Genomic DNA, 26185 nt, shown 5'->3' on the forward strand with positions numbered 1-26185 from the left:
AGTCAAGAAAGGAGCCCCCACCATGACCGAACAAGCACTCCGCAAAATGATTGCTGCCGGGGAAAGCACCCGGCAGGAGTTTAAGTCGTGGGTGAAGTGCAAGGACTACCGGCAGCGGAAAGAGCTTGCGGTGAAAAGTGCGGTTGCGCTGGCAAATACAAAGGGCGGCGTTCTGCTGTTTGGTGTGGAAGATGACGGCACCATTACGGGCTGCCCCAAGAGTGACCCGCAGGCACTGATGGAAGCCATCTACGATATGACCCGGCCCAGCCTGTTTACCGAAATCGAGCCGGTGGAAACCTCTGACGGTGTGGTGCTGGTGGTATCGGTGGAGAAATCCAACTCTCATGTTGCCACCACCGGCGGCATCTATTACAGGCGGCTGGGGAATGTGACAAAGCCCGACTACCCGGCAAACGATGTGTACTCCCCTGCCGATAACCCGGATTTTTCGGCAAAGATCGTGGAGGGCGCAACCGAAAGCGACATTGACCTGCTGGAAGTGTACCGCCTGAAAGAGAAGCTGCGGATTCGGGATGCAGGCTCTGCCCTGCCGGACTTGGCAGATACCACCTTTCTGGACAACCTGAACCTGATCCGCATGGATAAGGATGAAGTGCGTGTGACGGTGGCAGGGCTGCTGTTTGTAGGCAAGGCAGCGTCTATTGCACGGCTGCTGCCGCAGGCAGAGGTGATCTACCTCCATTACAGCGACGAAGCGCAGACGGAATACGACAACCGCATGGATATGCAGGAGCCGGTGATCTCGATTCTGGATAAGCTGACCGAGCGCATCCGCACCTATAACCGCCTGACCAATGTGCAGGTGGGGCTGTTCCGGCTGGAGGTGTATGATTTCTCCGAAGCGGTTTTTCAGGAGGCTTTGCTGAATGCGCTGGCGCACCGCTCCTATGAGGATATGGCACCGATCTACGTCAAGCACTACCCCACAAAGATCGTGATTGAGAACCCCGGCGGCTTTCCGGGGGACATCAACGAAAGCAACATCATCACCCACCAGTCTATTCCCCGGAACAAGCTGATTGCCATGACCCTTCAGCACCTGAAGTATGTGCAGCGTTCCGGGCAGGGTGTGGACATTATGTTCCAGAGTATGCTCACCGAGGGCAAACCCTACCCGGAGTACGCCAGCACGCCCAACTCCGTCCGGCTGACCCTTCGCAGCACGATGGAAAACCAGAGCTTCGTGCGTTTTATCGCAGAGACGCAGGATAAGCGGTCCAAGATGTTCACGCTGTCGGAGCTGATGATTCTGCACTATCTCCGGGAGCACCAGAAAATCACCCTGAAGCAGGCGGCAAAGACGATTCAGGAAACCGATGACAACGCCCACAAGGTTCTGAACGCTCTCCGGGACGAGGGGCTTCTGGAACTCAACGGCAAGACCTATATGCTGTCCCTCAAGGTCTACGAAACGGTGAAAACCGATGTGGCCTATGTGCAGGACAAGACGGTCAGCCAGATTCAGGCAAAGGATCGGATTCTTGAATATCTGAAGCATAAGCCGTCGATTACGAATCAGAAAGCACAAGAACTGTGTGGGTTTAATAAGAATCAAACCTATTATATCCTGCACCAGATGTGCAAGGACGGCATCTTGCAGCCTGATGGCATAGGCCGGGGAACGAAGTACAAGAGCGTGAAGTGAAAATTTACGCTGACTTTTACGCTGAAAGTTTGATTTGCGCTGAATTTACGCTGACTTTCCGGGATTTACGCTGAAAATACGCTGACTTGGTATGGTTTGCGCTGAATTTACGCTGAGAAACGCGCGCCGCGCGATTAGCATTTTTGCCGCGCGTTTTCTAAGGCTCAATCCTCCAGCCTGCCATGGTCACAGCCGAGAGAAAGATAACACTCCATCTCCCCTCTCAGCACCATCTGTGCGTACTCCAAGGGCTTGTTATAGAGCAGCCAGTCCAGCTCTGCCCGCTGTACCGGGGTGCTGCCGTACTCGTCCTCAACGGCGATGCAGTCGATGGCAAGAGTGGTGCCATCCTCGAACCGGGTCTCCACCCGGTTGGTGTCCATGTTATAGTGGCAGGAAAGCAACTTTGTCATAATAGTATCCTCCAAGACTTGATTTATGGTGTGTGGTCACGCGAACCAATGCCGTCAAGTCGTTGTCGGATGAAGTATTTTTTAATTTGTCCGGGAGTAAGTGCACGGTTTCTGCACGGTCTGGATGCTTGCAAGTGGATTTTGCATTGTGCTATAATTTTTCTGCTAAAATCTATCGCGCAGGCAGCATCTGCCGATCGTATAGGGAGGTCTGTTTCATGAATACCACATTGCGGCGGGACGCCGATGCAATTGTCCGTTCCAGCATTCAGGCGGTGCTTCCAGACGAAGCTGTGCGCCGTGCGCTGGAAGCCTTTCAGCCAAAGGGCGGCAGAGTGCTGCTGGTGGCGGCGGGCAAAGCGGCATGGCAGATGGCTCATGCCGCCGTGCAGGCACTGGGGCGCGTGGACGGCGGCGTGGTGGTGACAAAGTACGGCCATGTGAAGGGCGGGATCCCCGGCGTAGATTGCTGCGAGGCTGGGCATCCGGTGCCGGATGCCAACAGCTTTGCAGCCACCGAAAAAGCTTTAGCGCTGGTACGGGGGCTGACCGCAAAGGACACGGTGCTGTTCCTGCTTTCCGGCGGCGGCAGCGCCCTGTTTGAAAAACCTCTCGTCTCCGGCGCAGAGCTGCAGGACATCACAAATCAGCTGCTTGCCTGCGGAGCCGACATTGTAGAGATGAACACCATCCGCAAACGGCTGTCCGCAGTCAAGGGCGGGCGGTTCGCGCAGCACTGTGCTCCCGCAAGGGTGTTCAGCATCGTGCTCAGCGATATTCTGGGCGACCCGCTGGATATGATCGCCAGCGGCCCGGCAGCGCCGGACTCCTCCACCTGCGCACAGGCGCTTGCCATTGCGGAAAAATATCGGCTGAACCTGTCTAAGCAGGCAAGGACGCTGCTGGCGCAGGAAACGCCGAAAGCCCTTGACAACGTGACCACCCGGATCACCGGCAGTGTGCGGGAACTGTGTACTGCCGCCGCCGATGCCTGCCGGAAGCTGGGGTATGAGCCGGTCATCCTTACCGACCGGCTCTGCTGCGAAGCCCGGGAGGCGGGCAGCTTTCTTGGCTCCATTGTCCGCACCCATGCGGGACAGGGCAAAAGGCTGGCTTTTATCGCAGGCGGGGAAACGGTGGTGCACCTGACCGGCAAAGGGCTGGGCGGGCGAAATCAGGAGCTTGCGCTTGCCGCTGCCCCTGCCCTTGCGGGGCTGGAACACTGCTGTGTGTTCTCGGTGGGCAGTGACGGCACCGACGGCCCTACTGATGCCGCAGGCGGCTATGTGGACGGCGACACCGCCGCCGCACTGGCTGCAGCGGGCTGGAATGTTTTTGACGCTTTGCAAAACAACGATGCCTACCACGCCTTGCAGGCAGTGGAAGGGCTGATCCTCACAGGGGCCACCGGCACCAATGTCAACGATGTTGCCGTGGCACTGGTCTGACGCAGAAAAAGCCGCTCCGGGCACACCCGGAGCGGCTTTTTTAAGGAGGTAACGAGGTAAATGAATAAGGATCTCCCAACGCTTATCCCGGGGTGCAGGCCCCGGACAGGCGCTCAGGCAAAGAAGGAAATAACAAGTGCTACCAGGAAGCCCACGCCGCCGACCAGCGTTTCCATGATGGTCCAGGTCTTGAGGGTGGTCTTTTCGTCCATGCCCACAAGGCTCTTCACCAGCCAGAAGCCGGAGTCGTTGAAGTGGGAGCAGACGGTGGAGCCGCCTGCAATGGCAGCGGTGACACAGGCGAGGTACAGCGGGCTCAGCTCGCTGAGGCCGGGCATGGCGGAGATGATGCCGGCTGCCATGGTCATAGCCACGGTAGCGGAACCCACCGAGATACGCACCAGAGCAGCCACGATGAAGGCCACCAGCACCAGCGGCAGGCTGGCGTTTGCCACGGCGTTGCCGATGACATCGCCCAGACCGGAGTTCTGCAGCATATAGCGCAGCACGCCGCCGCAGGCAGTGACCAGCAGGATCATGCCAGTGGGCTCCAGAGACTTGGTCATGATCTTTTCCAGCTGGGCGTTGTTATAGCCGTGGCGGGTGCCCAGCAGGTACATAGCAGCGATGGTAGCCAGCAGCAGAGCCATGAAGGGCTCGCCGAGGAAGGCCAGAACGGGCTGGATGCCTGCCAGTGCGGGCACCACCTTTGCCACGGAGTTTGCGATGATGAGCAGCAGCGGGATCATGATGATGCCCACGATGGTGCCAAACTTGGGCAGCTTGCTCTCGTCAATGTCTGCCTGCTGTGCAATGTGCTCGGGGACTTCGACCATGTACTTTTTGCCGCAGATGCTGCCCCAGATGGGACCGGCGGCGATCATGGCAAAGATGCCGCAGAAGATGCCGATGAGGATGACCCAGCCAAGGTCAACGCCCAGCATGGTAGCCACCAGCACAGGGCCCGGCGTGGGCGGGATGAAGGCGTGGCCGACCGCCAGACCTGCCAGCAGGGGGATGACGTAGTACAGTACAGAGCGCTTGGTGCGCTTTGCCAGAGAGAAGGCCAGCGGGATGAGGATGATCAGACCGGCGTCAAAGAACACCGGCATGGCTACCACCAGACCCGTGATGCCCAGTGCCCACGCGGCCTTTTCGTCACCGAACTTCCGCACCATGGTCACAGCCAAGGTCTGTGCGCCGCCGGATTCTTCCAGAATGGCACCGAACATGGAGCCCAGACCCACCAGAAGAGCGATGCCCTTTAAGGTGTTGCCGATGCCCTCATTCACCGAGCCGATGATGTCGGACAGGGGCATACCGGCCATCAGGCCGATGCCCACCGCACCGATCAGGATGGAGATCATGGCGTGTACCTTGAACTTGATAATGAGAACGAGCAATAGGATCAGACCAGCCACGGCAGCAAAAACCAGCCGTGCCGCATCGGGTGTTGCAACTGCTGTCATAGAAAATTCCTCCGTTTCATGATTTTTTGGTTGCACTTATCCAGGCCGTCCGGCAAAACCCGCCAGGCGGTTTACTGCTTGTTGTTTACGAGGAACGTTTTACTCCATGTATGCGCCCTTCATGGGGCTGACGGCGTGCTGAGAGTAGAGCTTCAGCAGACCCTTGGTGTACTTGGGAGCCTTGGGCTTCCAGTTGGCACGGCGCTCGGCAAGGATGGCGTCCATCTCTTCGGGAGTCTTGGGCTCGCCCTTCACGCCTACGATGGCCAGCTTGCGGTTATGCACATCGATCTGGATCAGGTCGTCCGGCTCCACCAGTGCGATGGGGCCGCCCACCGCAGCTTCCGGGCTGACATGGCCGATGACCGGGCCGCGGCTTGCACCGGAGAAGCGGCCGTCGGTGATCAGCGCTACGCTGGAAGCCAGCTTCGGGTCGGCGCAGATGGCCTCGCCGGTGTAGAACATCTCGGGCATACCGCTGCCGCGGGGGCCCTCGTACCGGATAAAGATGGCGTCACCGGGCTTCACCTCGCCGTGCAGCACAGCGGAGATGCACGCCTCCTCGCTGTCGTAGGGTTTGGCGCGCAGGGTGGCTTCAAACATATTCTTGGGGCAGGCGGTGTGCTTGATGACGCAGCCTTCCGGGGCAAGGTTGCCCTTCAGGATGGCGATGCTGCCGTCGGTGCCCTTGGCGTTATCAAAGCTGTGGATGATGTCCTCGCGGCTGACCGGGCGGGCAAAGCCGGCGGTCTTTTCTGCCAGAATGGCATCGCAGTGCTGGTAGAAGCCGTTCTTCTTCAGCTCTTCCAGATTCTCGCCCAGCGTCTTGCCGGTAACGGTCATCACGTCCAGATGCAGCATGGACTTGATCTCCTCCATCACCCGGGGCACGCCGCCGGCGTAGTAGAAGTACTGTGCGGGCCAGTCGCCGGAGGGACGGATGTTCAGCAGGTAGTGGGCGCCGCGGTGCATCCGGTCAAAGGTGTCGGCGTCGATCTCAATGCCGAACTCGTGGGCGATGGCGGGCAGGTGCATGGTGGCGTTGGTGGAGCCGGAAATGGCGGCGTGCACCATGATAGCGTTCTCAAAGCTCTTCTTGGTCACGATATCCTTGGCGGTGATGCCCTTCTTGACCAGTTCCATCAGCTGCTTGCCGGCATCGTAGGCGGCCTGCTTCAGTTCCGGGGCGGTGGCGGGCATCAGGGCGGTGCCCGGCAGCATCAGACCCAGTGCTTCTGCCATGATCTGCATGGTGGAGGCGGTGCCCATAAAGGAGCAGGCACCGCAGCTGGGGCAGGCGTTGTGCTTGTAGTAGTCCAGCTGGCTGTTGGGGATGACGCCGGTCTTTTCCCATGCGTCAAACTTGCCGATCTGCTCCAGCGTCAGCAGCTCGTTGATGGCGCAGGCGGGGTCGTTGACCACATACTCCTTGGGCAGGGTGTGGGCTTCCATGACGCCGCCGGTGACCACGATGGCGCTCATGTCCTTCAGGCGGCCGATGCTCATCAGCATGGCGGGCACGGACTTGTCGCAGCTGGCGATGAACACGCCGCCGTCGTAGACGCTGGCGTTTGCCTGTGCTTCCACCAGATTCACGATGGCGTCACGATGGGGCAGAGAGTAGTTGATGCCGTCATGACCCTGTGCGATGCCGTCGCACATATCAGTGGCAAAATAGCGGGCAGCCTTGCCGCCGTTGTCGTTGACCGCCTGCACGGCTTCCTTGACGAACTGATCCAGATGGGCGCTGCCGGGGTGGCTGTCGCCGAAGGTGCTTTCCACCATGATCTGGGGCTTGGAAAGATCCTCGACCTTCCAGCCCATACCCATCTTCAGCGGGTCATTCTCAGGTGCTAATGTGCGGACTTCCTGTGAGCGCAACTCCATATTCATTACCTCCAAATACTGCTTGCTTTCGTCCTTTTTTCTGCGGGATCTTTTGTGATTTTATTGTAAAACCGCAGACGTCTTTTTGCAAGTTGTCACGGGTATGTCCTACTATTTGTGCAAAAACTCTGGGATACATCATGCACTCTGCCCAAATCTGAGCGAATTTTGCCCAAAATCAGCCGTCAAAGCGGCTTTTGAAAAAAAGACGGAAAAAAGTCGTCTGATGATTTTGAAAAAAGAGGGCGCAGCACATAGTCAGTGCCCTCGCCCTCTAAAAAACTCCACCCGTGAAAATGCAATGCCGGAGCGTCCGCAGACGCTCCGGCATTACTCCATTAAAAAATATTTTTCTTTTCAATTGATATACGCCGCCATGCCGATGGTGCCATCATCCGGGTCCTCGCCATCGTAGACCTTTTTGATGTAGCTGCGGTTGAAGTTCAGGTGCATCACCATGGCAGCTTTTGCGCCGATGGGGTCGTGGTTGGCAATGGCTTCGGTGATCATGCGGTGGGTCATGATGGTCTCATCGATCAGCTTTTTGTGGGTGACGTTCACGAACATCATCACCGCCGTGTCGATGACCGGGATCAGCTGCCCCACCACCAGATTTTTGCTGCTCTCGGCGATGCAGGTGTGGAAGGCGATGTCGTCCTCGATGTAGCGGTCGCCCGCGTGGATCTTGGTCTCCACCCGCTCGCAGAGCCGCCGCAGTCGCTCAATATCCTCCGGGGTGGCGTTCTGCGCGGCCATCTCCGCAATGCCCGGTTCCAGCAGCAGACGGACGTTCACCAGATCAAAGGCCAGTGCGTTTTTATCCTGCACGCTGCGCAGGTTCAGCGGGTCGGAAAGCCCCTTCACCGTGGTCACCACATAGGTGCCGGAGCCTTGCCGCACCTCCACGATGCCCTTGCTGGACAGCAGCTTCACCGCTTCGCGGATGGTGCTGCGTCCTACCCGGAACTTTTCGCCCAGCGCAAACTCGTTGGGCAGCTTTGCGCCCGGCTCCAGCGCCTCGTCCAGAATATAATGGTAGATCTGATCCTCCACCTGCTCGGCCAGCAGCTTGTTTTTCAGGTGTGAAAATTCGCTCATAGCAGTACCCCTTTGCGCCTGCGGCTTTTTTCTGAAGTATACGGTGCGGCGCGCGTTTTGTCAACAAACGGCGCACACACAAATCATGTCTGGTCTGGCTCGCCGTTTTCCAGCTTGCCCAGATACCGCCACAGGGTGGTGCGGCTGATGCCCAGCTGCCGGGCGGCGGCGGCGCGGTTGCCGCCGTGGGCGGCTACCGTCTGCTGCACCACCTCGCCGATGATGCTTTCCAGCGTGCGGGAGGTGTCGGTGCTGATCACCGCCGCCGGGTGCGCCGCCGGGGCGCTGCGCAGGCTGCGCTCCTTGGAGAGCAGATCTGCCACGCTGCTGCTGCGGATGTAGGGGCCGTTCGTCAGGGTGGCAAGGGAGCGCAGAAGGTTTTTGAACTGGGTGTAGTTGTTCGGCCACGGGTACTGCCGCAGCATCTCGATGGCGCGGGGCTCAAAGCCGGAGAGCTGCTTGCCCAGCTCCAGATTCAGGCTGTTCAGGTACAAACTGGAAAGGGACGGGATCTCGTCCGACCGGCTGCGCAGCGGGGGCAGCTCCAGCGTCAGTGCGCCCAGCCGCTCAATGAACCGGCGGGTGACCGGCGAGACCGGTTCCTCCGGCCGCACCGAGCGGGAGAACAGCAGCCGCACCCGGCGGGCAAGGCCGGTCTCCTCGATGGCAGCCAGCAGCTCGGTGCTCCACTGCTCCGGGATGGACTCGAAGTTCTGGAAGTAGACCGTGTTGCCGTTGGCGTTCAGGGGCGAGTTATAGTGGTTGAGCAGAAAATCCCATGATTTATCGTTCATCATGGCGCAGTTTGCCACCACGAGGGGACGGTTCACCAGTGCGCTGTGCAGGTAGAGGTAGCGGGCGATCTGCTCTTTGCCGGTGCCCGGCTCGCCGCAGATGAACAGAGGCTGACGCACGGCGGCAAGGGCGTTGATCTCGGCGTCCTGCGTGCCCATGGCACCGCTCAGGCTGTAAAAGCTGTTGGAGAAAAGATACTCGCACTCGCCTTGGTTCAGCGACCGCAGCCCCGGGCGGCTGGAATGCAGCGGGATGCGGGAGGGCACGCAGTAGAACAGATACCGCTGCACATTGTTCATCAGCAGCACCTGTGCTGTGATGCTGTACAGCTGGCTGCGCTCGGTGTAATAGAACTTTAAGCTGCCCGTGGTGGGGATCTCCCGCAGATGGGTCTGCAAACAGCGGTGCAGCTCCGGGGAGATGTCTTTCATATTATTATAGAACAGGCTGCCGTCCGGCTCCATCACCACTACTCTGCCGCCCTGCTCCTGCGTGATGCTGCGCAAAAACAGGTTCTCCTGCCGCAGCTGGCCGAACCATGTGCTGATGTTCACCGCCTGATCGATGGCGCTGTGCAGGCTCTCGATGCCGGAGGTGATCAGGAAGGCGTCAAAGCCCATCTCCCGGGCAATGGTGTGGGTGACCATATCACAGACCACCATCCGGTAGCCACCCTGCTTGAGCCGCTCCAAGGTGTGGCGCACCTCCTCGGCGCTGCGGACGGTGAGGATGTCCAGATCAAAGTTCAGCAGGCTGCAAAGGGTGTGGGCGGGCTCGGTGATGCTGGGAAAGCCCACGATGGCGTACAGGCTGGTGTAGTTCTCTGCCAGTTTCATGGTGCGCAGCACATCATACACCGAAATATGGATATCCACCACCGGCAGGTCGGTCACCTGCCGGATCAGGGTGGCGGTGCCGCCGCGGGAGATGATGCAGTCGTAGCTGTTGGGCGTCATGCTCTGCACGATGGCCTGTCCCTCTTCCAGATCGCCGGTGTACACCTCCAGCTCAACGTTGGGGTAGGCCTGCGCCGCCTGCTCCATGGCGGTGCGCATTCCGTCGTAGGGGGCAATGCCCAGAATGCGGGTGTGAGTTTCGACCATAAAACGTCCCTCCATGTTTCTCTTTGAAACTATTATACTCGGTGTAGTTCAAAAAGAAAACAGAAAGTGGTTTCAAAATAGAACGTTTTTACGCTTGAAACGGAAAGAAAATTGAAAACGTGCTAAAATGAAACGCTTTTGCCCCTTGCGCGGGGTGCAATCCCCTGCCGGATACGGCATAATGAAAGCACAAAAACAAGTGAGGGGGCACGAACGAATGCTTCGCCTGCTGATGATTGCAGATGATTTTACTGGTGCGCTGGATACCGGCGTACAGCTTGCGGCACACGGCATCCCCACGCAGGTCGTGGTGGGGCAGGCAGACCTTTCCGCGTGCAGCAGCACCGTGCTGGTGGTGGATACCGAAACGCGGCATCTGCCCGCCGCAAAGGCTGCCAAGGCTGTTGAAGAGCTGACCCGCAGCGCGGTGGAAAACGGCGTGGGCTGCATCTATAAAAAGACGGATTCTGCCCTGCGCGGCAACATCGGCGCAGAGCTTGCCGCCCTGCTCAAGGCAAGCGGCGCACGCAATTTACCCTTTCTGCCGGCCTTCCCGCAGATCGGACGCACTACCGAAAAGGGTGTCCATTACATCAAAGGTGTGCCGGTGAACGAAAGCCCCTTCGGCATCGACCCCTTCGAGCCGGTGCGCTGCGCCGAGGTGACAAAGCTGATCCATTTGCAGACCGATGTCCCCGCACAGAGCCTGCAGCCCGGCGAGACGGCAGCGGACAAGACCGGCATTCTGGTGTATGACGCCGCCACCGCCGCAGACCTTGAAGCCGCCGGACAGCAGCTGTTCCAGAATGGAACACCCCCGGTGCTGGCAGGCTGCGCAGGATTTGCCGCCTTTCTGCCGGAGCTGCTGGGGCTTTCGGACGGCAGCATGGTCGAGACCCCGCAGCTGGATCCCCGGCTGCTGGTGCTCTGCGGCAGCGTGAACCCCATCACCCTGCGGCAGATGGACACCGCCGAAAAGGCAGGCTTTACCCGCCTGCGGCTGACCCCCCGGCAGAAGCTGGAGCCCGGCTACTGGGCAAGCGCCGACGGCAAGGCTGCGCTGGCAGAAATCGAACAGATGCTGGCAGCAAACCCCCACTGCATCATTGAAACGAACGATGCCGGGGACAACCAGCTCACCGCCGACTATGCCGCCGCCCGCGGCATCGACTTGGACGGCCTGCGGGTGGGCATTTCCGGCAGTGTCGGGCAGATGTTCGGGGCGCTGTTCGGCAGCGAGCATCTGGGTACGCTGCTGCTCACCGGCGGCGACACCCTGCTGCAGTGCATGAACAGCGTGGGCGCACGGGAGTTGGAACCGGTGTGCGAGCTGGAAAGCGGTATCGTGCTGGCGCGGTTCACCTATCAGGGACGCACCCGCTACGTGATCACCAAGTCCGGCGGCTTTGGGCAGGAGGATCTGCTGGTGGAGCTGGCAGACCGCATTGCAAAGCATTGAGAATGGAAGCAGCAGCCCTTTGCGGCTGGAACGGAAGATAAATGTAACAGAAGGAGAACGACCATGACCTATGCAAAACTGCCCGGCCTGACTTGGGACGGCACTGTGTACGAGAACGAGGAGATGGGCACGCTGGAAGCCCTGCTGCCCACCGGCGGCTGGCCCACCGCCCACGCACCCGCTATGGTGGAGCTGCCCAATGGCGACCTGCTCTGCTGCTGGTTCGCCGGTACTTATGAGGGCAGCGCAGACGTGCACATCATCTGCTCGGTGCTGCCGCATGACGGCACCAAGTGGCTGGAGCCGGTGGATATCTCCGGCGACCCCACCCGCAGCGAGCAGAACCCCTCGCTGTTCTACGGCCCGGACAACGCCGTGTGGGCGATGTACACCGCCCAGCTGGACCGCGTAGAGGGTAAGGACAATATGCAGTTCACCGCTGTGGTGCGCTGCCAGAAGAGCACCGATGGCGGCAGAACATGGGGCGACTACACCACCGTGTTCCCGGAGGAAGGCACCTTCTGCCGTCAGCCCATTCAGGTGCTGTCCAATGGCCGCTGGATCTTTGCCAACTGGCTGTGCACCGACTCTGCCGAGGGTCTGTCCGGCGACCCCACCGCCTTCCGCATCTCGGACGACGAGGGTAAAACTTGGCGCATGGTCATGATGCCCGGCAGCAACGGCCACGTCCACGCCAATGTCATCGAGCTGGAGCCGGGGCATCTGGTGGCGTTTATGCGCAACCGCGAAGCCTACCGCATCCACCGCAGCGAGTCCTTTGACTGGGGCGAAACTTGGACGGTGCCCGCACCCACCCCGCTGCCCAACAACAACTCCAGCATCAGTGCGGTCAAGCTGCAGAGCGGCCGCATCGCCATTGCCTACAACCCCACCTGCACCCCCAACCCTGTGCCCGGCAAGGCTGCATGGCCCGGCCTGCGCTGCCCGGTGGCGGTGGCGCTCTCGGAGGACGGCGGCCTGACCTTCCCCATCATCCGCTGGATGGAGCGCGGCGAGGGCTACATGGGCGATGAGAACAAGACCAACAACAAGCAGTACGAGTACCCCTACCTGATGCAGGGACGGGACGGTATGCTGCATCTGGCCTACGCTGCCCGCACCCGGCAGGGCATCAAGTACGTCCGCTTCTCGGAGCAGGACGTGCTGGGCGCAAAGCGGGAAACCGTGGGTCTGTATAACCCCACCGCAGCCCAGAGCCGCTGAAAAAGCTTTTCGGAATTTTCATCCTTTATTTATAGAGCAAAGCATCATTCAGGAGGTTGATCAGTATGCTGACCCAGTACAATCTTAAAATGCCGCACGCAGTTTACGGCGGCGAGAACGCCATGGACAATATCACCGCCATCATCAAGGCGCGCGGCGCAAAAAAGGTAGCTATGTTCACCGATAAGGGCATTGAGGGCGCTGGCCTGTTTGCCCTGCCGGAAGAAGCTGTCAAAGCCTCCGGCGCAGAGTATTATGTGCTGGACGAGCTGCCCCCGGAGCCCAGCTACATGGCTGTGCAGAAGCTGGTGGACGAGTTCAAGGTCTCCGGTGCAGACCTGATCGTGGCCTGCGGCGGCGGCTCCGTGATGGACGCTGCCAAGCTGGCAAGCGTGCTGGTGACCGACGCCTACGGCGTGAAGGAGCTGCTGGATAACCCCGGCATGGCACAGAAGTGCGTGCCCATCGTGCTGATCCCCACCACCGCCGGCACCGGCGCCGAGGTCACCCCCAACGCCATCGTGGCTGTGCCTGAGAAGGAACTGAAGGTGGGCATCGTCAACGAGAACATGATCGCGGACTACGTCATTCTGGACGCCCGCATGATCAAGAACCTGCCCCGCAAGATCGCAGCCGCTACCGGCGTGGATGCGCTGGCACACTGCATCGAGTGCTTTACCAGCAACAAGGCCAACCCCTTCAGCGATCTGTACGCACTGGAAGGCCTGGACCTGATCCTGAACAACATCGAAAAAGCCTGCGATGACCCCGAAGCCATGGCAGAGAAGAACCGGATGCAGATCGCAGCCTACTACGGCGGTCTGGCCATCACCGCTTCCGGCACCACCGCCGTGCACGCACTGAGCTACCCGCTGGGCGGCAAGTACCACATTGCACACGGCGTGTCCAACGCCATCCTGCTGGCACCGGTCATGCGCTTCAACAGCGAGCACCCCGCCGTGCGCGAGCGTCTGGCTGCCGCCTATGACCGCTGCTGCCACGAGGAAAAGACCTGCACTACCGTGGAGGAAAAGACTGCATGGATGATCGCCCGTCTGGAGCACATCGTCAAGCATCTGGACATCCCCACCAGTCTCAAGGAGTTCGGCGTGCCTGCCGAGGATCTGGAAGGTCTGGTCAACGCCGGTATGCAGGTACAGCGCCTGCTGGTGAACAATATGCGCCCCGTTACCGCCGACGATGCACGCAAGCTGTATCAGGAGATCATGTAACAGAAAAGGAGTAAAGACTTATGAAGACCAGCGATATCAAGGGCATCATCCCTCCCGTAATCACCCCCATGAACAATGACCCCGAGCAGACGGTCAACCATCAGGCTCTGCGCGAGCAGGTGGAGCGCCTGCTGGCAGGCGGCGTGCACGGCATCTTCCCCATGGGCACCAACGGCGAAGCCTACGCCCTGTCCTTCCAGGAGAAGGAAGAGATCCTTGCCACTGTCATTGATCAGGTAAAGGGCCGCGTACCGGTCTACGCAGGCACCGGCTGCATCACCACCGCCGAGACCATCCGCCTGAGCAAGCGTGCCGAGGAGCTGGGTGCAGATGCACTGTCCATCATCACCCCCAGCTTTGCACTGGCTTCCCAGAAGGAGCTGTACGACCACTACACCGCCGTGGCAAAGGCCGTCAACCTGCCCATCATCCTGTACAACATCCCCGCCCGCACCGGCAATAAGCTGCTGCCCGAGACTGTGCAGGCTCTGTGCCGTGATGTGGAGAACATCGTGGGCGCAAAGGATTCCAGCGGCGATATCGAGAACCTGAAGGCCTACATCCGCCTGACCCGTGAGCTGGACAAGGAAGTTGCCATTCTGGCCGGTAATGACGGTGCTATCCTGACCTGCCTGAAAGAGGGTGGCGCAGGCGGCATTGCAGGCCGTGCCAACATCTGGCCGGAGACCGTTGCCAAGATCTACGATTGCTTCAAGGCCGGGGATCTGGAGGGCGCACAGGCTGCACAGGACGCCATTGCCATCCTGCAGCAGACCTTCAAGTACGGCAACCCCAACACCATCATCAAGACCGCCGTTGCCCTGCAGGGCCACCCCGTGGGCAAGTGCCGCGCACCCTTCAACTATGTGCCCGAGGAAGGCATGGAAGCCATCAAGAAGGTTCTGGCTGAGAACGAGGCCAAGGGTCTGCACTGAAACGCGCTGAAGCAAGGAGAAGGCTGCTATGAATAAACCCATTGTCGGTATTACTATGGGCGATCCCGCCGGTTCCGGCCCGGAGATCACCATCAAGGCTCTGGCTGACCCGGAGCAGTACAGCTACTGCCGCCCCATCGTGGTGGGCGATGTGAAGGTGATGGAGCAGGCCAAAAAGTTCGTTGGCCGCGAGGACATCGTCATCCACCGCTGCGAGAAGGTGTCGGATGCCCTGTTCACCCCCGGCACCATCGATGTGCTGCATCTGGATCTGATCGAGGACATCAGCAAGTTCGAGATGGCAAAGGTCAGCGTGGAGGGCGGCAACGCAGCCTTCCAGTGCGTGAAAAAGGTCATTGAGCTGGCTATGGCGGGTGAGGTGGATGCCACCTGCACCAACGCCCTGAACAAGGAAGCCATGAACAAGGCGCTGGAGTACTACCACGGCGAAAAGTCGGACGGCTACACCCACTTTGACGGCCACACCGAGATCTACGCCACCTACACCCACACCAAAAAGTACACCATGATGCTGGCACATCACGACCTGCGCGTGGTGCACGTTTCCACCCATGTTTCCCTGCGGGAAGCCTGCGACCGGGTCAAGAAGGACCGCGTGCTGGAGGTCATCGAGATCGCCAACAAGGCCTGCAAGGATATGGGCATCGAGAATCCCCGCATCGCCGTGGCAGGTCTGAACCCCCACTGCGGTGAGAACGGTCTGTTCGGCCGGGAGGAGATCGAGGAGATCACCCCCGCCATCGAAGCCGCCAAGGCCGAGGGCATTACCGGCGTTGTGGGTCCCTGCCCGCCGGACAGCGTGTTCTCGCAGGCCATCGGCGGCTGGTACGACATCGTGGTGTGTATGTATCACGATCAGGGTCACATCCCGCTCAAGACCGTGGGCTTTGTCTACGACCGCGAAAAGCAGGAGTGGAAGGCCGTGGAGGGCGTCAACGTTACGCTGGGTCTGCCCATCATCCGCGCCAGCGTGGATCACGGCACCGACTTCTACCACGCCGGCAAGGGCAACGGCAACGAGCTGAGCCTTGTCAACGCCATCAAGTATGCGGTCAAGATGACCGGCCGCGCCAACTAAGTTATCTTCATCCCAACCAATTCTTCATTTTCTTCCAGAGAGAGCCGCTGCACCCCGTACGGTGCGGCGGCTTTTTCTGATTTCCCCCGGGTGTTTTTTGTCGTCAAAACCGCAAAACTGTATTTCTGACAAGGACTATTTTTGAGGTGCTTTTGCAAAAGTTTACAAAAAGCGCCGGTTCTGCCCGCAAAATGTCTGAAAACACTTTCTCTTTTTGAACGTATGTGATATAATGACAACTGTTCTTGTGTAAGGAACAGGAAGATGTACGCGATGGGCGTACAGTGTAAGAGGAGTGTTACGATATGAAAACCTTGAAAGCGGTTGTAGCAAAATACAACCAGACCAGCCTGATCCTGCGCATCCTGATCGGTCTGGCAGCCGGTTCGGTGCTGGCGCTTGTTGCGCCGGGCGCAGGCTGGGTGGGCGAGCTGGGCAGTCTGTTCGTCGGTGCACTGAAGGGCATTGCCCCGGTGCTGGTGTTCGTCATTGTGGCAAGCGCGCTGGCACAGGGCTCGTCCAAGCTGGACCGCCGCTTCGGTACTGTGATCTGGCTGTATATGCTCACCACCTTTCTGGCGGCAGCCATTGCGGCGATCACCAGCTTTATGTTCCCGGTCACGGTGGTGCTGGCGGACGCAGCACAGTCCGACGTGATCCCGCAGGGCTTGGGCGAGGTGCTGAGCACCCTGCTGACCAACTTTGTGGCAAACCCCGTCAGTGCCCTGATGAACGGCAACTACATCGGCATCCTGTTCTGGGCTTGTATGTTCGGCATTGCCATGAAGAACATCGGCGCAGAGAGCACCAAGGTCTTTCTGGCAAACACTGCCGATGCCGTCTCCCAGATCGTGCGCTGGATCATCAATCTGGCACCCTTCGGCATCATGGGTCTGGTGTACACCAACGTTTCCGGCAATGGTCTGGCCATCTTTACCCAGTACGGCAAGCTGCTGGCACTGCTGGTGGGCACCATGCTGTTCATGGCGCTGATCGTCTCCCCCTTTATCATGTTCATTTACCTGCGCCGCAACCCGTACCCGCTGGTATTCCGCTGCCTGAAGGAGTCCGGTCTGACCGCTTTCTTCACCCGCAGCTCTGCCGCCAACATCCCTGTGAATATGTCCCTGTGTGAAAAGCTGGGGCTGGACAAGGATATGTACTCCGTGTCCATCCCGCTGGGCGCTACCATCAACATGGACGGCGCAGCCATCACCATCACCATCATGACGCTGGCAGCAGCCAACACGCTGGGCATTCAGGTGTCTCTGCCTGCCGCCATCGTGCTGAGCGCCATGAGCGCTCTGGGTGCCTGCGGCGCTTCCGGCGTGGCCGGCGGCTCCCTGCTGCTGATCCCCATGGCCTGCTCGCTGTTCGGCATCTCCAACGACATTGCCATGCAGATGGTGGGCGTGGGCTTTATCATCGGCGTGGTGCAGGATTCGGTGGAAACTGCGCTGAACTCTGCCGGCGACGTGGAATTTGCCGCCACCGCCGAGTATCACCAGTGGCTCAAGGAGGGCAAGCCCCTGCCGGCTTTCCTGAAGGGCTGATAACCTAGCATAAATAAACAAAGCAGCCGCCGCACTTTTGGTGCGGCGGCTGCTTTTTGCTATAATATTTTACCCAAGCAGTACAACGGCGTAGCGCACGCCTTCGTTTACCACATAGGCAACGCCCAGCTTGGTCTTGCCGGCGGCGGCAGACTTCATGGTGTCGGTCACGATGCCGTCCTTCGGCAGGGTAAAGCTGATATAATCTTTTCTGGAATCCAGATCGGTATCAATGTAAAAGCCCGGGACAAAGTCGTTTGCACCCAAAATGCCCATGCCGATGCTTTCAAATGCAGTGGCATAGTTGTGCTGCAACAGGTTGGTCTTGGCAATGTCATTGGCGCTGCCAACGCGGTAAAGCTCGGTCTTATTTGTATTGGCAGAGCAGGACACCGAGGTGGCAGAGACCCAGTTGGCAATGCTGTAGGCCTTGTCGCTCAGCTCCTCGCTGTAGGTCATGCCGAGCTGCTCGCACAGCGCCTTTGCGCTGCTGGCATCCGAATGCTTGGGCCCGATCGGCACACCTGCGCTGCCGTCACAGGCGGTAAATACGGCCAGTGCCATCAGGCTGGCCAGCAGACAGGCCAGTAATTTCTTCCATTTTTTCATAAAACGATGCTCCTTTCTGTTCTGAGGTCGTTGCGGGTTTGCGTCCGGTGCGGCGGACGCAGCTTTTTGCTTTCTTCTGCATCCATGATACCTTTTTTTGACGGGAAATGCAATCGTTTTGGCGCAAAAAAACAGGCTGCCGTGCAAAAACACGGCAGCCTGCGGAAAAAACTTTATTTTGCGTACTCCACGGCGCGGCTCTCGCGGATGACGTTGACCTTGATCTGGCCGGGGTAATCCAGCGTATCCTCGATCTTTTTGGCAATGGAGCGTGCCAGCAGGATGACCTGATCATCGCTGATGACGTCGGGCTTGACCAGAATGCGCACCTCGCGGCCTGCCTGCACGGCAAAGGCCTGCTCCACACCCTCGAAGCTGGAAGAGATCTCCTCCAGATTTTCCAGACGCTTGACGTAGCTTTCCACGTTCTCGCGGCGGGCACCCGGGCGGGCGGCGCTGATGGCGTCGGCAGCCTGAATGATGAAGGCCAGCGGGGTCTTGGGCTCCACGTCGCCGTGGTGTGCTTCAATGGCGTGGATGATCTGGGTGTTCTCCTTGTACTTGCGGCAGATGTCCACGCCGATCTGGACGTGGCTGCCCTCGATCTCGTGATCCAGCGCCTTGCCGATATCATGCAGCAGGCCGGCGCGGCGTGCCATGGTGACATTCACGCCCATCTCGCCTGCCAGCAGACCGGCTACCCAAGCCACTTCCATGCTGTGGGTCAAAGCGTTCTGACCAAAGCTGGTGCGGTACTTCAGCCGACCGATCAGCTTGATCAGGTCGGGGTGCAGGCCATGGATGCCCAGCTCCATCACCGCACGCTCGCCCTCGCGCTTCATCTGCAGTTCCAGATCGTGGCGGCACTTTTCCACCGTCTCCTCGATGCGGGCGGGGTGGATACGGCCATCGCCGATCAGACGCTCCAGCGTCATGCGGGCCACCTCGCGGCGGGTCTGGTCAAAGGAGGACAGGGTGATGGCTTCCGGGGTATCATCGATGATCAGATCCACGCCGGTAGCAGTTTCCAGTGCGCGGATGTTGCGGCCCTCGCGGCCGATGATGCGGCCCTTCATCTCATCGCTGGGCAGCGGTACCACGCTGACGGTGGTCTCGCTGCAATGGTCGGCAGCGCAGCGGCTGACGGCCTGTCCGATGAGGTTGCGGGCGATGTTATCGCAGTTTTCCTTCAGGTCGGTCTCGTAGGCGGCAACGCGCACGGCCTTTTCGTGGGTCAGCTCCTCGTCCACCTTGTGCAGCAGCACCTCGCGGGCGTCCTCCTGGCTCAAGCCGGCCAGCGTTTCCAGACGCTCCATCTCCTTGGCACGCAAAGCGTCGATCTCTGCCAGACGCTCCTCGGCTTCAGCGGCGCGCTTTTTCAGCTCTTCTTCCTTCTTTTCCAGCGCTTCGGTCTTGCGGTCCAGCGCCGTCTCCTTCTGGTCGATGCGGTTCTCCTGACGGCTGATCTCCGCACGGCGCTGCTTGATCTCCTTGTCGGCTTCTGCCTTCTGGGCATCGACCTCGGCTTTCAGACGGAAAGCCTCGTCCTTTGCTTCCAGAACCGCTTCCTTGCGCTTCTGGTCGGCGGTCTTGATCGCCTCGTTCACCAGCCGGGTAGCCTCGGCTTCGGCGCTGCCGATCTGGGCTTCGGCGGTCTTTTTACGGTTGTTGTAACCAATAAAATAGCCCGCAGCCACACCGACAACACCAACGATCAAGGCCACGATCACTCCGATCGCGGTCATTGCGTTCACTCTCCTTTGTTTCAATTCAATGCAAAATTAAAAGCAGGAGACGCTGCGCAGCAGGACACGGGCAATGATATAGAAAGAGCTTTCAATCCAAAAAGTGACACCAAAACCATACGCACCACCAAAAACCGGCGGCACGGGCAAAAGCATACGGCTTTTCTCTCTACGGTTCCATTTTATATCAAACAGGCACGCTTTGCCTGAAACGGGTACAGGGTCACACAGAAGCCTGCGTACAGCGTCTTTGATTCCATACTACTAATTATAGTACGAAACATTTGCCCGCTTGTCAAGAGGAAAACCCTGCCCGCAGAACATTTTGTGCAGAAAAACAAAAACTGGAACGAAACTCCCACCCGTGAAAATGGGATAGCGGAGCGTCCGCAGACGCTCCGCTATCCCGAAATTTATAGCAATTCAACTTTTTAATGCAACAGCAACAGCGTTGAATTGCATATCGCAAATATGCTGTTTGACTGTTGCACGAATTTCTTGACTTGCGATAAAATAATTTTTCCGCTTATTCCAGATACATCCGCCGCAGCCGCATCAGGCGGGCGGGGGTCAGGCCGTATTCGGCTTCCAGATAGCTCTCGGCGCTGCCGTAGTCCTGCCGGATGGTGCGCAGCACAAAGGGCGCAATCTCCGGGTCTACCCCGGCGGAGGACTGCCAGCGCATCCGCTGCGCCGGGTCGGCGGCGATCTCCGCCGCATGGTCAGCCATGGCCTTTTCGATCTCGGCGGCGCGGCAGAGGTTGGTGCGGGCGTAATCTGCGCAGATGGTCTCGTCCGAAGCACCCAGCGCCAGCAGGATCAGCATGGCGGCTACGCCGGTGCGGTCCTTGCCCGATGTGCAGTGGAACAGGATGGGCGTCTCGCCGGCTTCCAGCGCCCGGAACAGCTCCTTGAACGCCTTGTTGCCGGTGAGCATCTGCCGATATATCATCTGGGTGAGGTTCGTCCCGGCGGGGACGCTCTGCACCAGCCGCTGGATGTCGTTGGGCGAAAAATCGATCTCCTGCCCGGTGGCATCCCGCAGGCCGCAGATCTGCACCAGCCGTGCGCCGTCCGGCACATAGTCCGGCAGCTTTGCGGCTTCTGCGCCGCTGCGCAGGTCAAGGATGAGCCGCAGCCCCAGCCCGTCCAGCCGGGCGCGGTCGGCTTCGGTGGTCAGCCGCCCGGTGGGGAAGCCCCGGTAGATCTGTCCCCACTTTACGGTCTTGCCCTCATCGGCATGGTAGCCGCCCAGCTCCCGGAAATTGTTGCCGCCCGCAAAGGGCAGCTGGGTGCCCGGGGCGGGATGCTCCGGGGCAGATTTTGCGGCGGCGCTGGAAAGCACCGGCGCGGTGTAGAAGGGCTTTGCAGGCCGTCCCCGGCGGGGCGGCAGGCTGGCGGTGCTGCCCAGAACTTCTAACAGGTAACTGCGCAGCAGGTCGATATAGGCAGAGCTGGTGTCCCGCCGCTGCACCAGCGAGACGCACAGCGGGGGCATATCTTCCAGCAGCACATCCCGCACCCGGTCCAGCTCCCGGCGCGCGCCGGGCTCGTAGCGGGTCAGGCAGGTGCATAGCTGCTCCTGCACCAGATAGTAGGCCTGATAAAAACTGGGGCCGATCTCGGCGTTGGGCGCAAAGCCCGCCCGGGCACAGGCCGCCCACAGCGGGCTGAACAGATCCTGCCGCAGGCTGGGCAGCAGCACCCGCTGCCCGCGCAGCTCTGCCAGCGGGATGCGCTCTTTTTCCCAAAAGGGATGTCCCCGGGGCACCAGCAGGCAGGCGGGGTCTGCCCGCAGGGTGGTGCGCGCCAGCACCGGCGCGGCACAGCCAAGGTCGATGACCAGACCCGCGTCCAGCTCGCCCTGCTCTACCCCATCGGCCACGGCATCGTTGTCCAGCAGGCGGAACCGCATCTCCACATGGGGGTACTGCTGCCGGAACTTGTCCAGCTGGGTCTCCAGCCCGGGCAGATAGTCCGGCACCAGCGCCACGCTGATGCCGATGCGTACCGGCTGGGCAGACTGGATCTCTGCCCGCAGCGCGGCCTGCATCTGCTGGAACTGCTCCACCACCGGGGCGGCATGGCGCTGTAAACTCATGCCCCGGTCGGTGAGCGCCAGCTTGTGGTGGGCGCTGATAAACAGCGGCCCGCACATCTCGGCTTCCAGCGCAGAGATGCTCTGGCGCAGCGCCTGCCGCGACAGGAACAGCCGCTGTGCGGCGCGGGTATAATTCATTTCTTCGCACAGGGTCAAAAAGTAGTGCAGCTGGCGGATATCCATGGTCTCCTCCCGGGAAAGTTTGTTCTTGAAAAAAGAATACCGCTTTTTCGGCGGAATGTAAAGAGAAGGGCAGCGTATTTTTGTTATTGCCTTTAGCGGGCTCGCCCTCTCAGTCAAAGCCTGTCGGCTTTGCCAGATTCCCCCTTTTGTCGCTGCGCGACATCTTCCCCCGGCGCGGGGGAAGTCTTTCCTCAAAGGGAGAGCCTTTGGCAGTCCACGCAAACTTCATCTCCTTGCCAAGGCCTCTCCCTTTGGGAGAGGTGGATTTGCGAAGCAAAGACGGAGAGGGCGAGGATGCTATCCGTTGTGCTCCTTCAAAAAAAGGAACACCGGAACGCCCGCAGGTGTTCCGGTGCTCCAAAGTTTAAATAGGGAAAATCAGATCAGGCTCAGAGCTTCTTCATCGCCCACCAGAATGAAGTCCGGGTGCAGCTGCAGAATGCTTGCGGGCACCTCGGGGGTGACGGGGCCGAAGAAAGCCTTCTTGACGATCTCGGCCTTGCCGACGCCGTTGACCACCATCAGCACCTTGCGTGCCTGCATGATGGTGCGGATGCCCATGGTGTAAGCCTGCTTGGGCACCAGATCCACGTTGCCGTCAAAGAAGCGCTTGTTGGCTTCGATAGTCTCCTGGGCCAGATCCACGCAGTGGGTGCCCAGATCAAAGGCATCGTGGGGCTCGTTGAAGCCGATGTGGCCGTCATGACCGATGCCCAGCAGCTGCAGATCCACGCCGCCCACGCTGCGGATGACCTCGTCGTAGCGCTTGCACTCGGCTTCGGCGTCCAGATTGGTGCCGTCCGGCAGGTTGATGTGGGCGGGGTCGATGTTCACATGGTCGAACAGGTTGCGGTGCATAAAGCTCCAGTAGCTTTCCGGGTGCTCCTTGGGCAGGCCGCGGTACTCGTCCAGATTGACGGAGGTGACCTCAGAAAAATCCAGATCTCCCTCATTGTAGCGCTCCACCAGCTTCTCATAGGTGCCCACGGGGGTGCCGCCGGTAGCCAGACCCAGCACGCAGTCGGGCTTCATGATGACCTGCGCAGAAATGATGTTTGCTGCCTTGCGGGACATATCAGCGTAGTCCTTTGTACGAATGATCTTCACGATAAACGACCTCTCTTCTTCATTTACTCATTGTGGGCGGCGCACAGCGGCACACGCCCGCATCTAGTCCAAGTTTATCACATTTGCCGACGGAAAGCCACAAAACGGCACAATTTTTCCGATTTTCCGTTTCTTTTGGAAAAAGTGCCTTAAAAACCGGTTGAAGTATCGTTCTTTTGCACAAAGGGGGTGCGCAGGGAGTCAGTCTGCAAACCCGGCCTTTTGCAGAGCAGTGAGCAGCAGCGGGATGAACACCAGCTGCGCCACGATGCCCGGCACGGCGGTGAACAGTGCCCCGGACAAAAAGGCGCTGAAGGGGAAGCTGCCGCCGGTCAGCCCCGCCAGCACAAAGCGCACGATGCCCCATACGATGCGCCCGGACACCATGGCGGTCAGCAGCACGGCGTACAGCGCGGGCAGAGTGTGTTTTGCTTTGCGCCACAGCAGCCCGGACACCAGCCCGTAGGTGGCCAGCTCAAAGGCCATGGAGATGGCAACCGGGAACATGGGCGGCATCCCGAACAGCACCGAGCGCAGCAGCGGGGCGGCAAAGCCCACAGCCAGCCCCCACGGGCCGCCCAGCACAAAGCCGCACAGCAGCACCGGGAAGTGCATCGGGCAGAGCATATTGCCCACCTTGGGCACCTGTCCGGTGAGCAGGGGCAGCACAAAGGCCAGCGCTAAAAACAGGGCAGCCGGCACCAGCTGCCGCACGGTTTTGGTGTTTTTGGTTTTCATAAGGGTTCCTCCATTTTCAGCCGCAAAATAAAAAGGAGCCTGCCCCGGCATTCCATGCCAAAGGCAGACCCCTTCGTGGCGTCTGTTTCAAAAAAATATTGCTTGCGGGGGAAAGCGGCAGGCTGCTGCCCGCCCGTGCCCGGCTTCCTGCCGGAACGATGGTCAAAAGTATAACAAACCATTTTGCCCCTGTCAAGCGGGGCAGGATGTCTGCAAAATAGACAAAAATCGGTCTGTTCGCAAAAAAATTTCCCCGGGGCTGTACATTTTGCTGGAAGAAGCTTGACCTTTTTGCGCAGAATGGATAATATAAAATTGAAAAAAAGCGCGCTGCGGCAATCTTGACGCCGGGGCGCTGACGAGAGGCTTTTTTGAGCGCATGAATTCTGAGGTTCATACGGGAGGACCATCATGACAAATGCTGAAAAACTTACCCTGAAAAAGCACGCCTGCCACATCCGCATGGGCGTGATCGAAGGGACCCACAGTGCAGGCTGTGGTCATCCGGGCGGCAGTCTGAGCATCGCAGATGTGCTGTCTTATCTGTACTTTAAGGAACTGAACATCGACCCTGCCCAGCCTAAGATGGCAAACCGCGACCGTCTGGTGCTGTCCAAGGGTCATGCCGCCCCGGCACTGTACGCAGCGCTGGCAGAGCGGGGCTTCTTCCCGGTGGAAGAGCTCAAGACCCTGCGCAAGATCGGCAGCCGCCTGCAGGGCCACCCCAACATGAACAGCGTGCCCGGCGTGGATATGTCCACCGGCAGTCTGGGTCAGGGCATCTCTGCCGCCTGCGGCATGGCGCTGGGCGCAAAGCACGCCGGCTCTGCCGTGAACGTTTACGCCATTCTGGGCGACGGCGAGGTGGAAGAGGGCGAATGCTGGGAGGCCTTTATGTTTGCCGCCCACTACGGCCTTTCTAACCTGTGCGTGATGCTGGACCGCAACCATCTGCAGATCGACGGCACCACCGAGACTGTCATGAACAGCGCCCCGCTGGAAGATAAACTCCGCGCCTTCAACTTCAACGTGGTCACCATCAACGGCCACGACTTTGACCAGATCGAGAGCGCCGTGCAGGCGTTCCACGCCGAGACCGAAAAGCCCACCTGCATCATTCTGGATACCGTCAAGGGCACCGGCGTTTCCTATATGACCAATTCCGTTGCATGGCACGGCAAGGGCCCCAACGATGAAGAGTATCAGGTGGCCATGAACGAGCTGAACGCCGCCTATGCCGCGCTGGAACAGGAGGAGAACTGAGATGGCAGACGTGAAAAAGATCGCGACCCGCGACAGCTACGGCAACACCCTGAAGGAGCTGGCAGCGGAAGGCCACGATGATCTGGTGGTGCTGGACGCCGATCTGGCCGCCGCTACCAAGACCGGGATGTTCCAGAAGGCATACCCGGACCGTCACTTTGACTGCGGCATCGCCGAGGGCAACATGGTAGGCGTGGCTGCAGGTCTGGCCGCCATGGGCTATGTGCCCTTTGTTTCCAGCTTTGCCATGTTTGCAGCCGGCCGCGCCTTCGAGCAGGTGCGCAACTCTGTGGGCTATCCTCACCTGAACGTGAAGATCGGTGCCACCCACGGCGGCATCTCCGTGGGCGAGGACGGCGCTTCCCACCAGTGCTGCGAGGACTTTGCCCTGATGCGCAGCATCCCCGGCATGACCGTCATCTGCCCCGCCGATGATATCGAAGCACGCGCCGCTGTGCGCGCCGCCTACGCCATGGAAGGCCCCGTCTACCTGCGCTTCGGCCGTCTGGCTGTGCCGGTGTTCCACGATGAGGCTAACTACCACTTTGAGCTGGGCAAGGGCGAGCAGCTGACCGAGGGCAACGATATTGCCATCATCGCCACCGGTCTGATGGTCAATGAAGCCCGCATGGCTGCCGAGCAGCTGGCTGCCGAGGGCATCCACGCCCGGGTCATCAACATCCACACCATTAAGCCCCTGGACGAGGAGATCGTCATCAAGGCGGCAAAGGAGTGCGGCAAGGTCATCACCGCCGAGGAGCACAACGTCATCGGCGGTCTGGGCGAAGCCGTCTGCGCCGTTCTGAGCGAGAAGCAGCCCACCCCTGTGCGCCGCGTAGGCGTGCAGGACGTGTTCGGCTGCTCCGGCCCTGCATGGGATCTGCTGAAGAAGTTCGGTCTGGACGCTGCCACCATCTGCAAGACCGCCCACGAGATGCTGGGCAAGTAAAAACAGTTTACCCCTATACCGCCGTGCCTTTCGCCCGGCGGTATTTTTTTGCGCCTGCGTGACCCGGTCACGGAAAAGCGGGCGGCGTATGGGGTATACTGAGGAT

At 59.7% G+C, this 26185-nt stretch carries 21 protein-coding genes; 10 read left to right on the top strand and 11 right to left on the bottom strand.

Annotated features, from left to right (window positions below; genetic code table 11):
• Nucleotides 1–22: 22 nt before the first annotated feature.
• Nucleotides 23–1669, top strand: a complete 1647-nt coding sequence (locus tag WMO20_RS10150) for an RNA-binding domain-containing protein (RefSeq protein ID WP_349186782.1) — start codon at nt 23–25, stop codon at nt 1667–1669.
• 164 nt (nt 1670–1833) lie between these two features.
• Here WMO20_RS10150 and WMO20_RS10155 read toward each other — a convergent pair whose 3' ends face one another.
• A complete protein-coding gene (locus WMO20_RS10155) occupies nt 1834–2082 on the bottom strand; it encodes a DUF6061 family protein (RefSeq protein ID WP_349186783.1) in 249 nt (82 codons plus the stop codon).
• Between the two features lie 218 nt (nt 2083–2300).
• Between WMO20_RS10155 and WMO20_RS10160 the strand changes: the two genes are divergently transcribed.
• Nucleotides 2301–3530: a glycerate kinase type-2 family protein gene (locus WMO20_RS10160; RefSeq protein WP_349186784.1), complete on the top strand. Its 1230-nt coding sequence runs from the start codon at nt 2301–2303 to the stop codon at nt 3528–3530.
• A gap of 113 nt (nt 3531–3643) precedes the next feature.
• Here WMO20_RS10160 and WMO20_RS10165 read toward each other — a convergent pair whose 3' ends face one another.
• The 4 genes from WMO20_RS10165 to WMO20_RS10180 form a co-directional block, all read right to left on the bottom strand.
• The gene (locus WMO20_RS10165) at nt 3644–4999 is read right to left on the bottom strand and encodes a GntP family permease (protein ID WP_112091342.1); all 1356 of its coding nucleotides are present in this window, start codon (nt 4997–4999) and stop codon (nt 3644–3646) included.
• Between the two features lie 99 nt (nt 5000–5098).
• Nucleotides 5099–6880 (bottom strand): dihydroxy-acid dehydratase, encoded by a 1782-nt coding sequence (gene ilvD, locus WMO20_RS10170; protein WP_435387766.1) that lies wholly within the window; start codon nt 6878–6880, stop codon nt 5099–5101.
• A 363-nt stretch (nt 6881–7243) separates the two neighbouring features.
• Nucleotides 7244–7984, bottom strand: coding sequence for a FadR/GntR family transcriptional regulator (locus WMO20_RS10175; RefSeq protein WP_308563913.1), 741 nt, complete (start codon nt 7982–7984; stop codon nt 7244–7246).
• Between the two features lie 83 nt (nt 7985–8067).
• The gene (locus tag WMO20_RS10180; RefSeq protein ID WP_349186785.1) at nt 8068–9882 is read right to left on the bottom strand and encodes a PrpR N-terminal domain-containing protein; all 1815 of its coding nucleotides are present in this window, start codon (nt 9880–9882) and stop codon (nt 8068–8070) included.
• Between the two features lie 217 nt (nt 9883–10099).
• Here WMO20_RS10180 and WMO20_RS10185 point away from each other — a divergent pair, with 217 nt between their 5' ends.
• The 6 genes from WMO20_RS10185 to sstT all read left to right on the top strand — a co-directional run bounded on the left by WMO20_RS10185 (nt 10100) and on the right by sstT (nt 17384).
• Nucleotides 10100–11341, top strand: coding sequence for a four-carbon acid sugar kinase family protein (locus tag WMO20_RS10185; RefSeq protein WP_349186786.1), 1242 nt, complete (start codon nt 10100–10102; stop codon nt 11339–11341).
• Between the two features lie 63 nt (nt 11342–11404).
• Nucleotides 11405–12565, top strand: coding sequence for a sialidase family protein (locus tag WMO20_RS10190; RefSeq protein ID WP_112091347.1), 1161 nt, complete (start codon nt 11405–11407; stop codon nt 12563–12565).
• Nucleotides 12566–12630: 65 nt separating this feature from the next.
• On the top strand, nt 12631–13797 hold the full coding sequence (locus WMO20_RS10195; protein WP_005922638.1) for an iron-containing alcohol dehydrogenase: 1167 nt from the start codon (nt 12631–12633) through the stop codon (nt 13795–13797).
• Nucleotides 13798–13817: 20 nt separating this feature from the next.
• Nucleotides 13818–14732, top strand: a complete 915-nt coding sequence (gene dapA, locus WMO20_RS10200; protein ID WP_005922637.1) for a 4-hydroxy-tetrahydrodipicolinate synthase — start codon at nt 13818–13820, stop codon at nt 14730–14732.
• 28 nt (nt 14733–14760) lie between these two features.
• Entirely contained in the window at nt 14761–15831 is a 1071-nt protein-coding gene (pdxA, locus tag WMO20_RS10205; protein WP_112091348.1) for a 4-hydroxythreonine-4-phosphate dehydrogenase PdxA, read from the top strand.
• Between the two features lie 314 nt (nt 15832–16145).
• Complete coding sequence (gene sstT / locus WMO20_RS10210) at nt 16146–17384, top strand: serine/threonine transporter SstT (protein WP_349186799.1); 1239 nt, start codon at nt 16146–16148, stop codon at nt 17382–17384.
• A gap of 69 nt (nt 17385–17453) precedes the next feature.
• On the opposite strand, the gene WMO20_RS10215 is transcribed toward sstT, so the two are convergent.
• From WMO20_RS10215 to WMO20_RS10240, 6 genes are all read right to left on the bottom strand, one after another.
• Nucleotides 17454–17993 (bottom strand): hypothetical protein, encoded by a 540-nt coding sequence (locus WMO20_RS10215; protein WP_349186787.1) that lies wholly within the window; start codon nt 17991–17993, stop codon nt 17454–17456.
• Between the two features lie 173 nt (nt 17994–18166).
• The gene (gene rny / locus WMO20_RS10220; RefSeq protein WP_349186788.1) at nt 18167–19738 is read right to left on the bottom strand and encodes a ribonuclease Y; all 1572 of its coding nucleotides are present in this window, start codon (nt 19736–19738) and stop codon (nt 18167–18169) included.
• A gap of 526 nt (nt 19739–20264) precedes the next feature.
• The gene (locus WMO20_RS10225; RefSeq protein WP_112091352.1) at nt 20265–22022 is read right to left on the bottom strand and encodes a tyrosine-protein phosphatase; all 1758 of its coding nucleotides are present in this window, start codon (nt 22020–22022) and stop codon (nt 20265–20267) included.
• Between the two features lie 378 nt (nt 22023–22400).
• Entirely contained in the window at nt 22401–23129 is a 729-nt protein-coding gene (gene nagB, locus WMO20_RS10230) for a glucosamine-6-phosphate deaminase (RefSeq protein WP_349186789.1), read from the bottom strand.
• Nucleotides 23130–23330: 201 nt separating this feature from the next.
• The gene (locus WMO20_RS10235; RefSeq protein ID WP_349186790.1) at nt 23331–23867 is read right to left on the bottom strand and encodes an ECF transporter S component; all 537 of its coding nucleotides are present in this window, start codon (nt 23865–23867) and stop codon (nt 23331–23333) included.
• A gap of 16 nt (nt 23868–23883) precedes the next feature.
• Nucleotides 23884–24264: a hypothetical protein gene (locus tag WMO20_RS10240; protein ID WP_349186791.1), complete on the bottom strand. Its 381-nt coding sequence runs from the start codon at nt 24262–24264 to the stop codon at nt 23884–23886.
• 14 nt (nt 24265–24278) lie between these two features.
• Here WMO20_RS10240 and WMO20_RS10245 point away from each other — a divergent pair, with 14 nt between their 5' ends.
• Nucleotides 24279–25130, top strand: a complete 852-nt coding sequence (locus WMO20_RS10245; protein WP_055186180.1) for a transketolase — start codon at nt 24279–24281, stop codon at nt 25128–25130.
• Between the two features lies 1 nt (nt 25131).
• Nucleotides 25132–26079 carry a transketolase family protein gene (locus WMO20_RS10250; protein WP_112091357.1) on the top strand — a complete coding sequence of 316 codons (948 nt, stop codon included), beginning with the start codon at nt 25132–25134 and terminating at the stop codon, nt 26077–26079.
• The last annotated feature ends 106 nt before the right edge of the window (nt 26080–26185 follow it).

The organism is Faecalibacterium intestinale (genome assembly GCF_040096575.1).
Taxonomy (GTDB): domain Bacteria; phylum Bacillota; class Clostridia; order Oscillospirales; family Ruminococcaceae; genus Faecalibacterium; species Faecalibacterium intestinale.

What these genes read in the sequence shown, in the direction of transcription:
- WMO20_RS10190 (WP_112091347.1), top strand. Translation starts at nt 11,405, where the DNA reads ATGACCTATGCAAAACTGCCCGGCCTGACTTGGGACGGCACTGTGTAC.
- WMO20_RS10175 (WP_308563913.1), bottom strand. Translation starts at nt 7,984, where the DNA reads ATGAGCGAATTTTCACACCTGAAAAACAAGCTGCTGGCCGAGCAGGTG.
- WMO20_RS10150 (WP_349186782.1), top strand. Translation starts at nt 23, where the DNA reads ATGACCGAACAAGCACTCCGCAAAATGATTGCTGCCGGGGAAAGCACC.
- WMO20_RS10250 (WP_112091357.1), top strand. Translation starts at nt 25,132, where the DNA reads ATGGCAGACGTGAAAAAGATCGCGACCCGCGACAGCTACGGCAACACC.
- dapA (WP_005922637.1), top strand. Translation starts at nt 13,818, where the DNA reads ATGAAGACCAGCGATATCAAGGGCATCATCCCTCCCGTAATCACCCCC.
- WMO20_RS10235 (WP_349186790.1), bottom strand. Translation starts at nt 23,867, where the DNA reads ATGAAAACCAAAAACACCAAAACCGTGCGGCAGCTGGTGCCGGCTGCC.
- WMO20_RS10165 (WP_112091342.1), bottom strand. Translation starts at nt 4,999, where the DNA reads ATGACAGCAGTTGCAACACCCGATGCGGCACGGCTGGTTTTTGCTGCC.
- WMO20_RS10160 (WP_349186784.1), top strand. Translation starts at nt 2,301, where the DNA reads ATGAATACCACATTGCGGCGGGACGCCGATGCAATTGTCCGTTCCAGC.
- WMO20_RS10225 (WP_112091352.1), bottom strand. Translation starts at nt 22,022, where the DNA reads ATGGATATCCGCCAGCTGCACTACTTTTTGACCCTGTGCGAAGAAATG.
- pdxA (WP_112091348.1), top strand. Translation starts at nt 14,761, where the DNA reads ATGAATAAACCCATTGTCGGTATTACTATGGGCGATCCCGCCGGTTCC.
- WMO20_RS10185 (WP_349186786.1), top strand. Translation starts at nt 10,100, where the DNA reads ATGCTTCGCCTGCTGATGATTGCAGATGATTTTACTGGTGCGCTGGAT.
- rny (WP_349186788.1), bottom strand. Translation starts at nt 19,738, where the DNA reads ATGACCGCGATCGGAGTGATCGTGGCCTTGATCGTTGGTGTTGTCGGT.
- WMO20_RS10215 (WP_349186787.1), bottom strand. Translation starts at nt 17,993, where the DNA reads ATGAAAAAATGGAAGAAATTACTGGCCTGTCTGCTGGCCAGCCTGATG.
- WMO20_RS10245 (WP_055186180.1), top strand. Translation starts at nt 24,279, where the DNA reads ATGACAAATGCTGAAAAACTTACCCTGAAAAAGCACGCCTGCCACATC.
- WMO20_RS10195 (WP_005922638.1), top strand. Translation starts at nt 12,631, where the DNA reads ATGCTGACCCAGTACAATCTTAAAATGCCGCACGCAGTTTACGGCGGC.
- WMO20_RS10180 (WP_349186785.1), bottom strand. Translation starts at nt 9,882, where the DNA reads ATGGTCGAAACTCACACCCGCATTCTGGGCATTGCCCCCTACGACGGA.
- WMO20_RS10240 (WP_349186791.1), bottom strand. Translation starts at nt 24,264, where the DNA reads ATGAACCTCAGAATTCATGCGCTCAAAAAAGCCTCTCGTCAGCGCCCC.
- WMO20_RS10155 (WP_349186783.1), bottom strand. Translation starts at nt 2,082, where the DNA reads ATGACAAAGTTGCTTTCCTGCCACTATAACATGGACACCAACCGGGTG.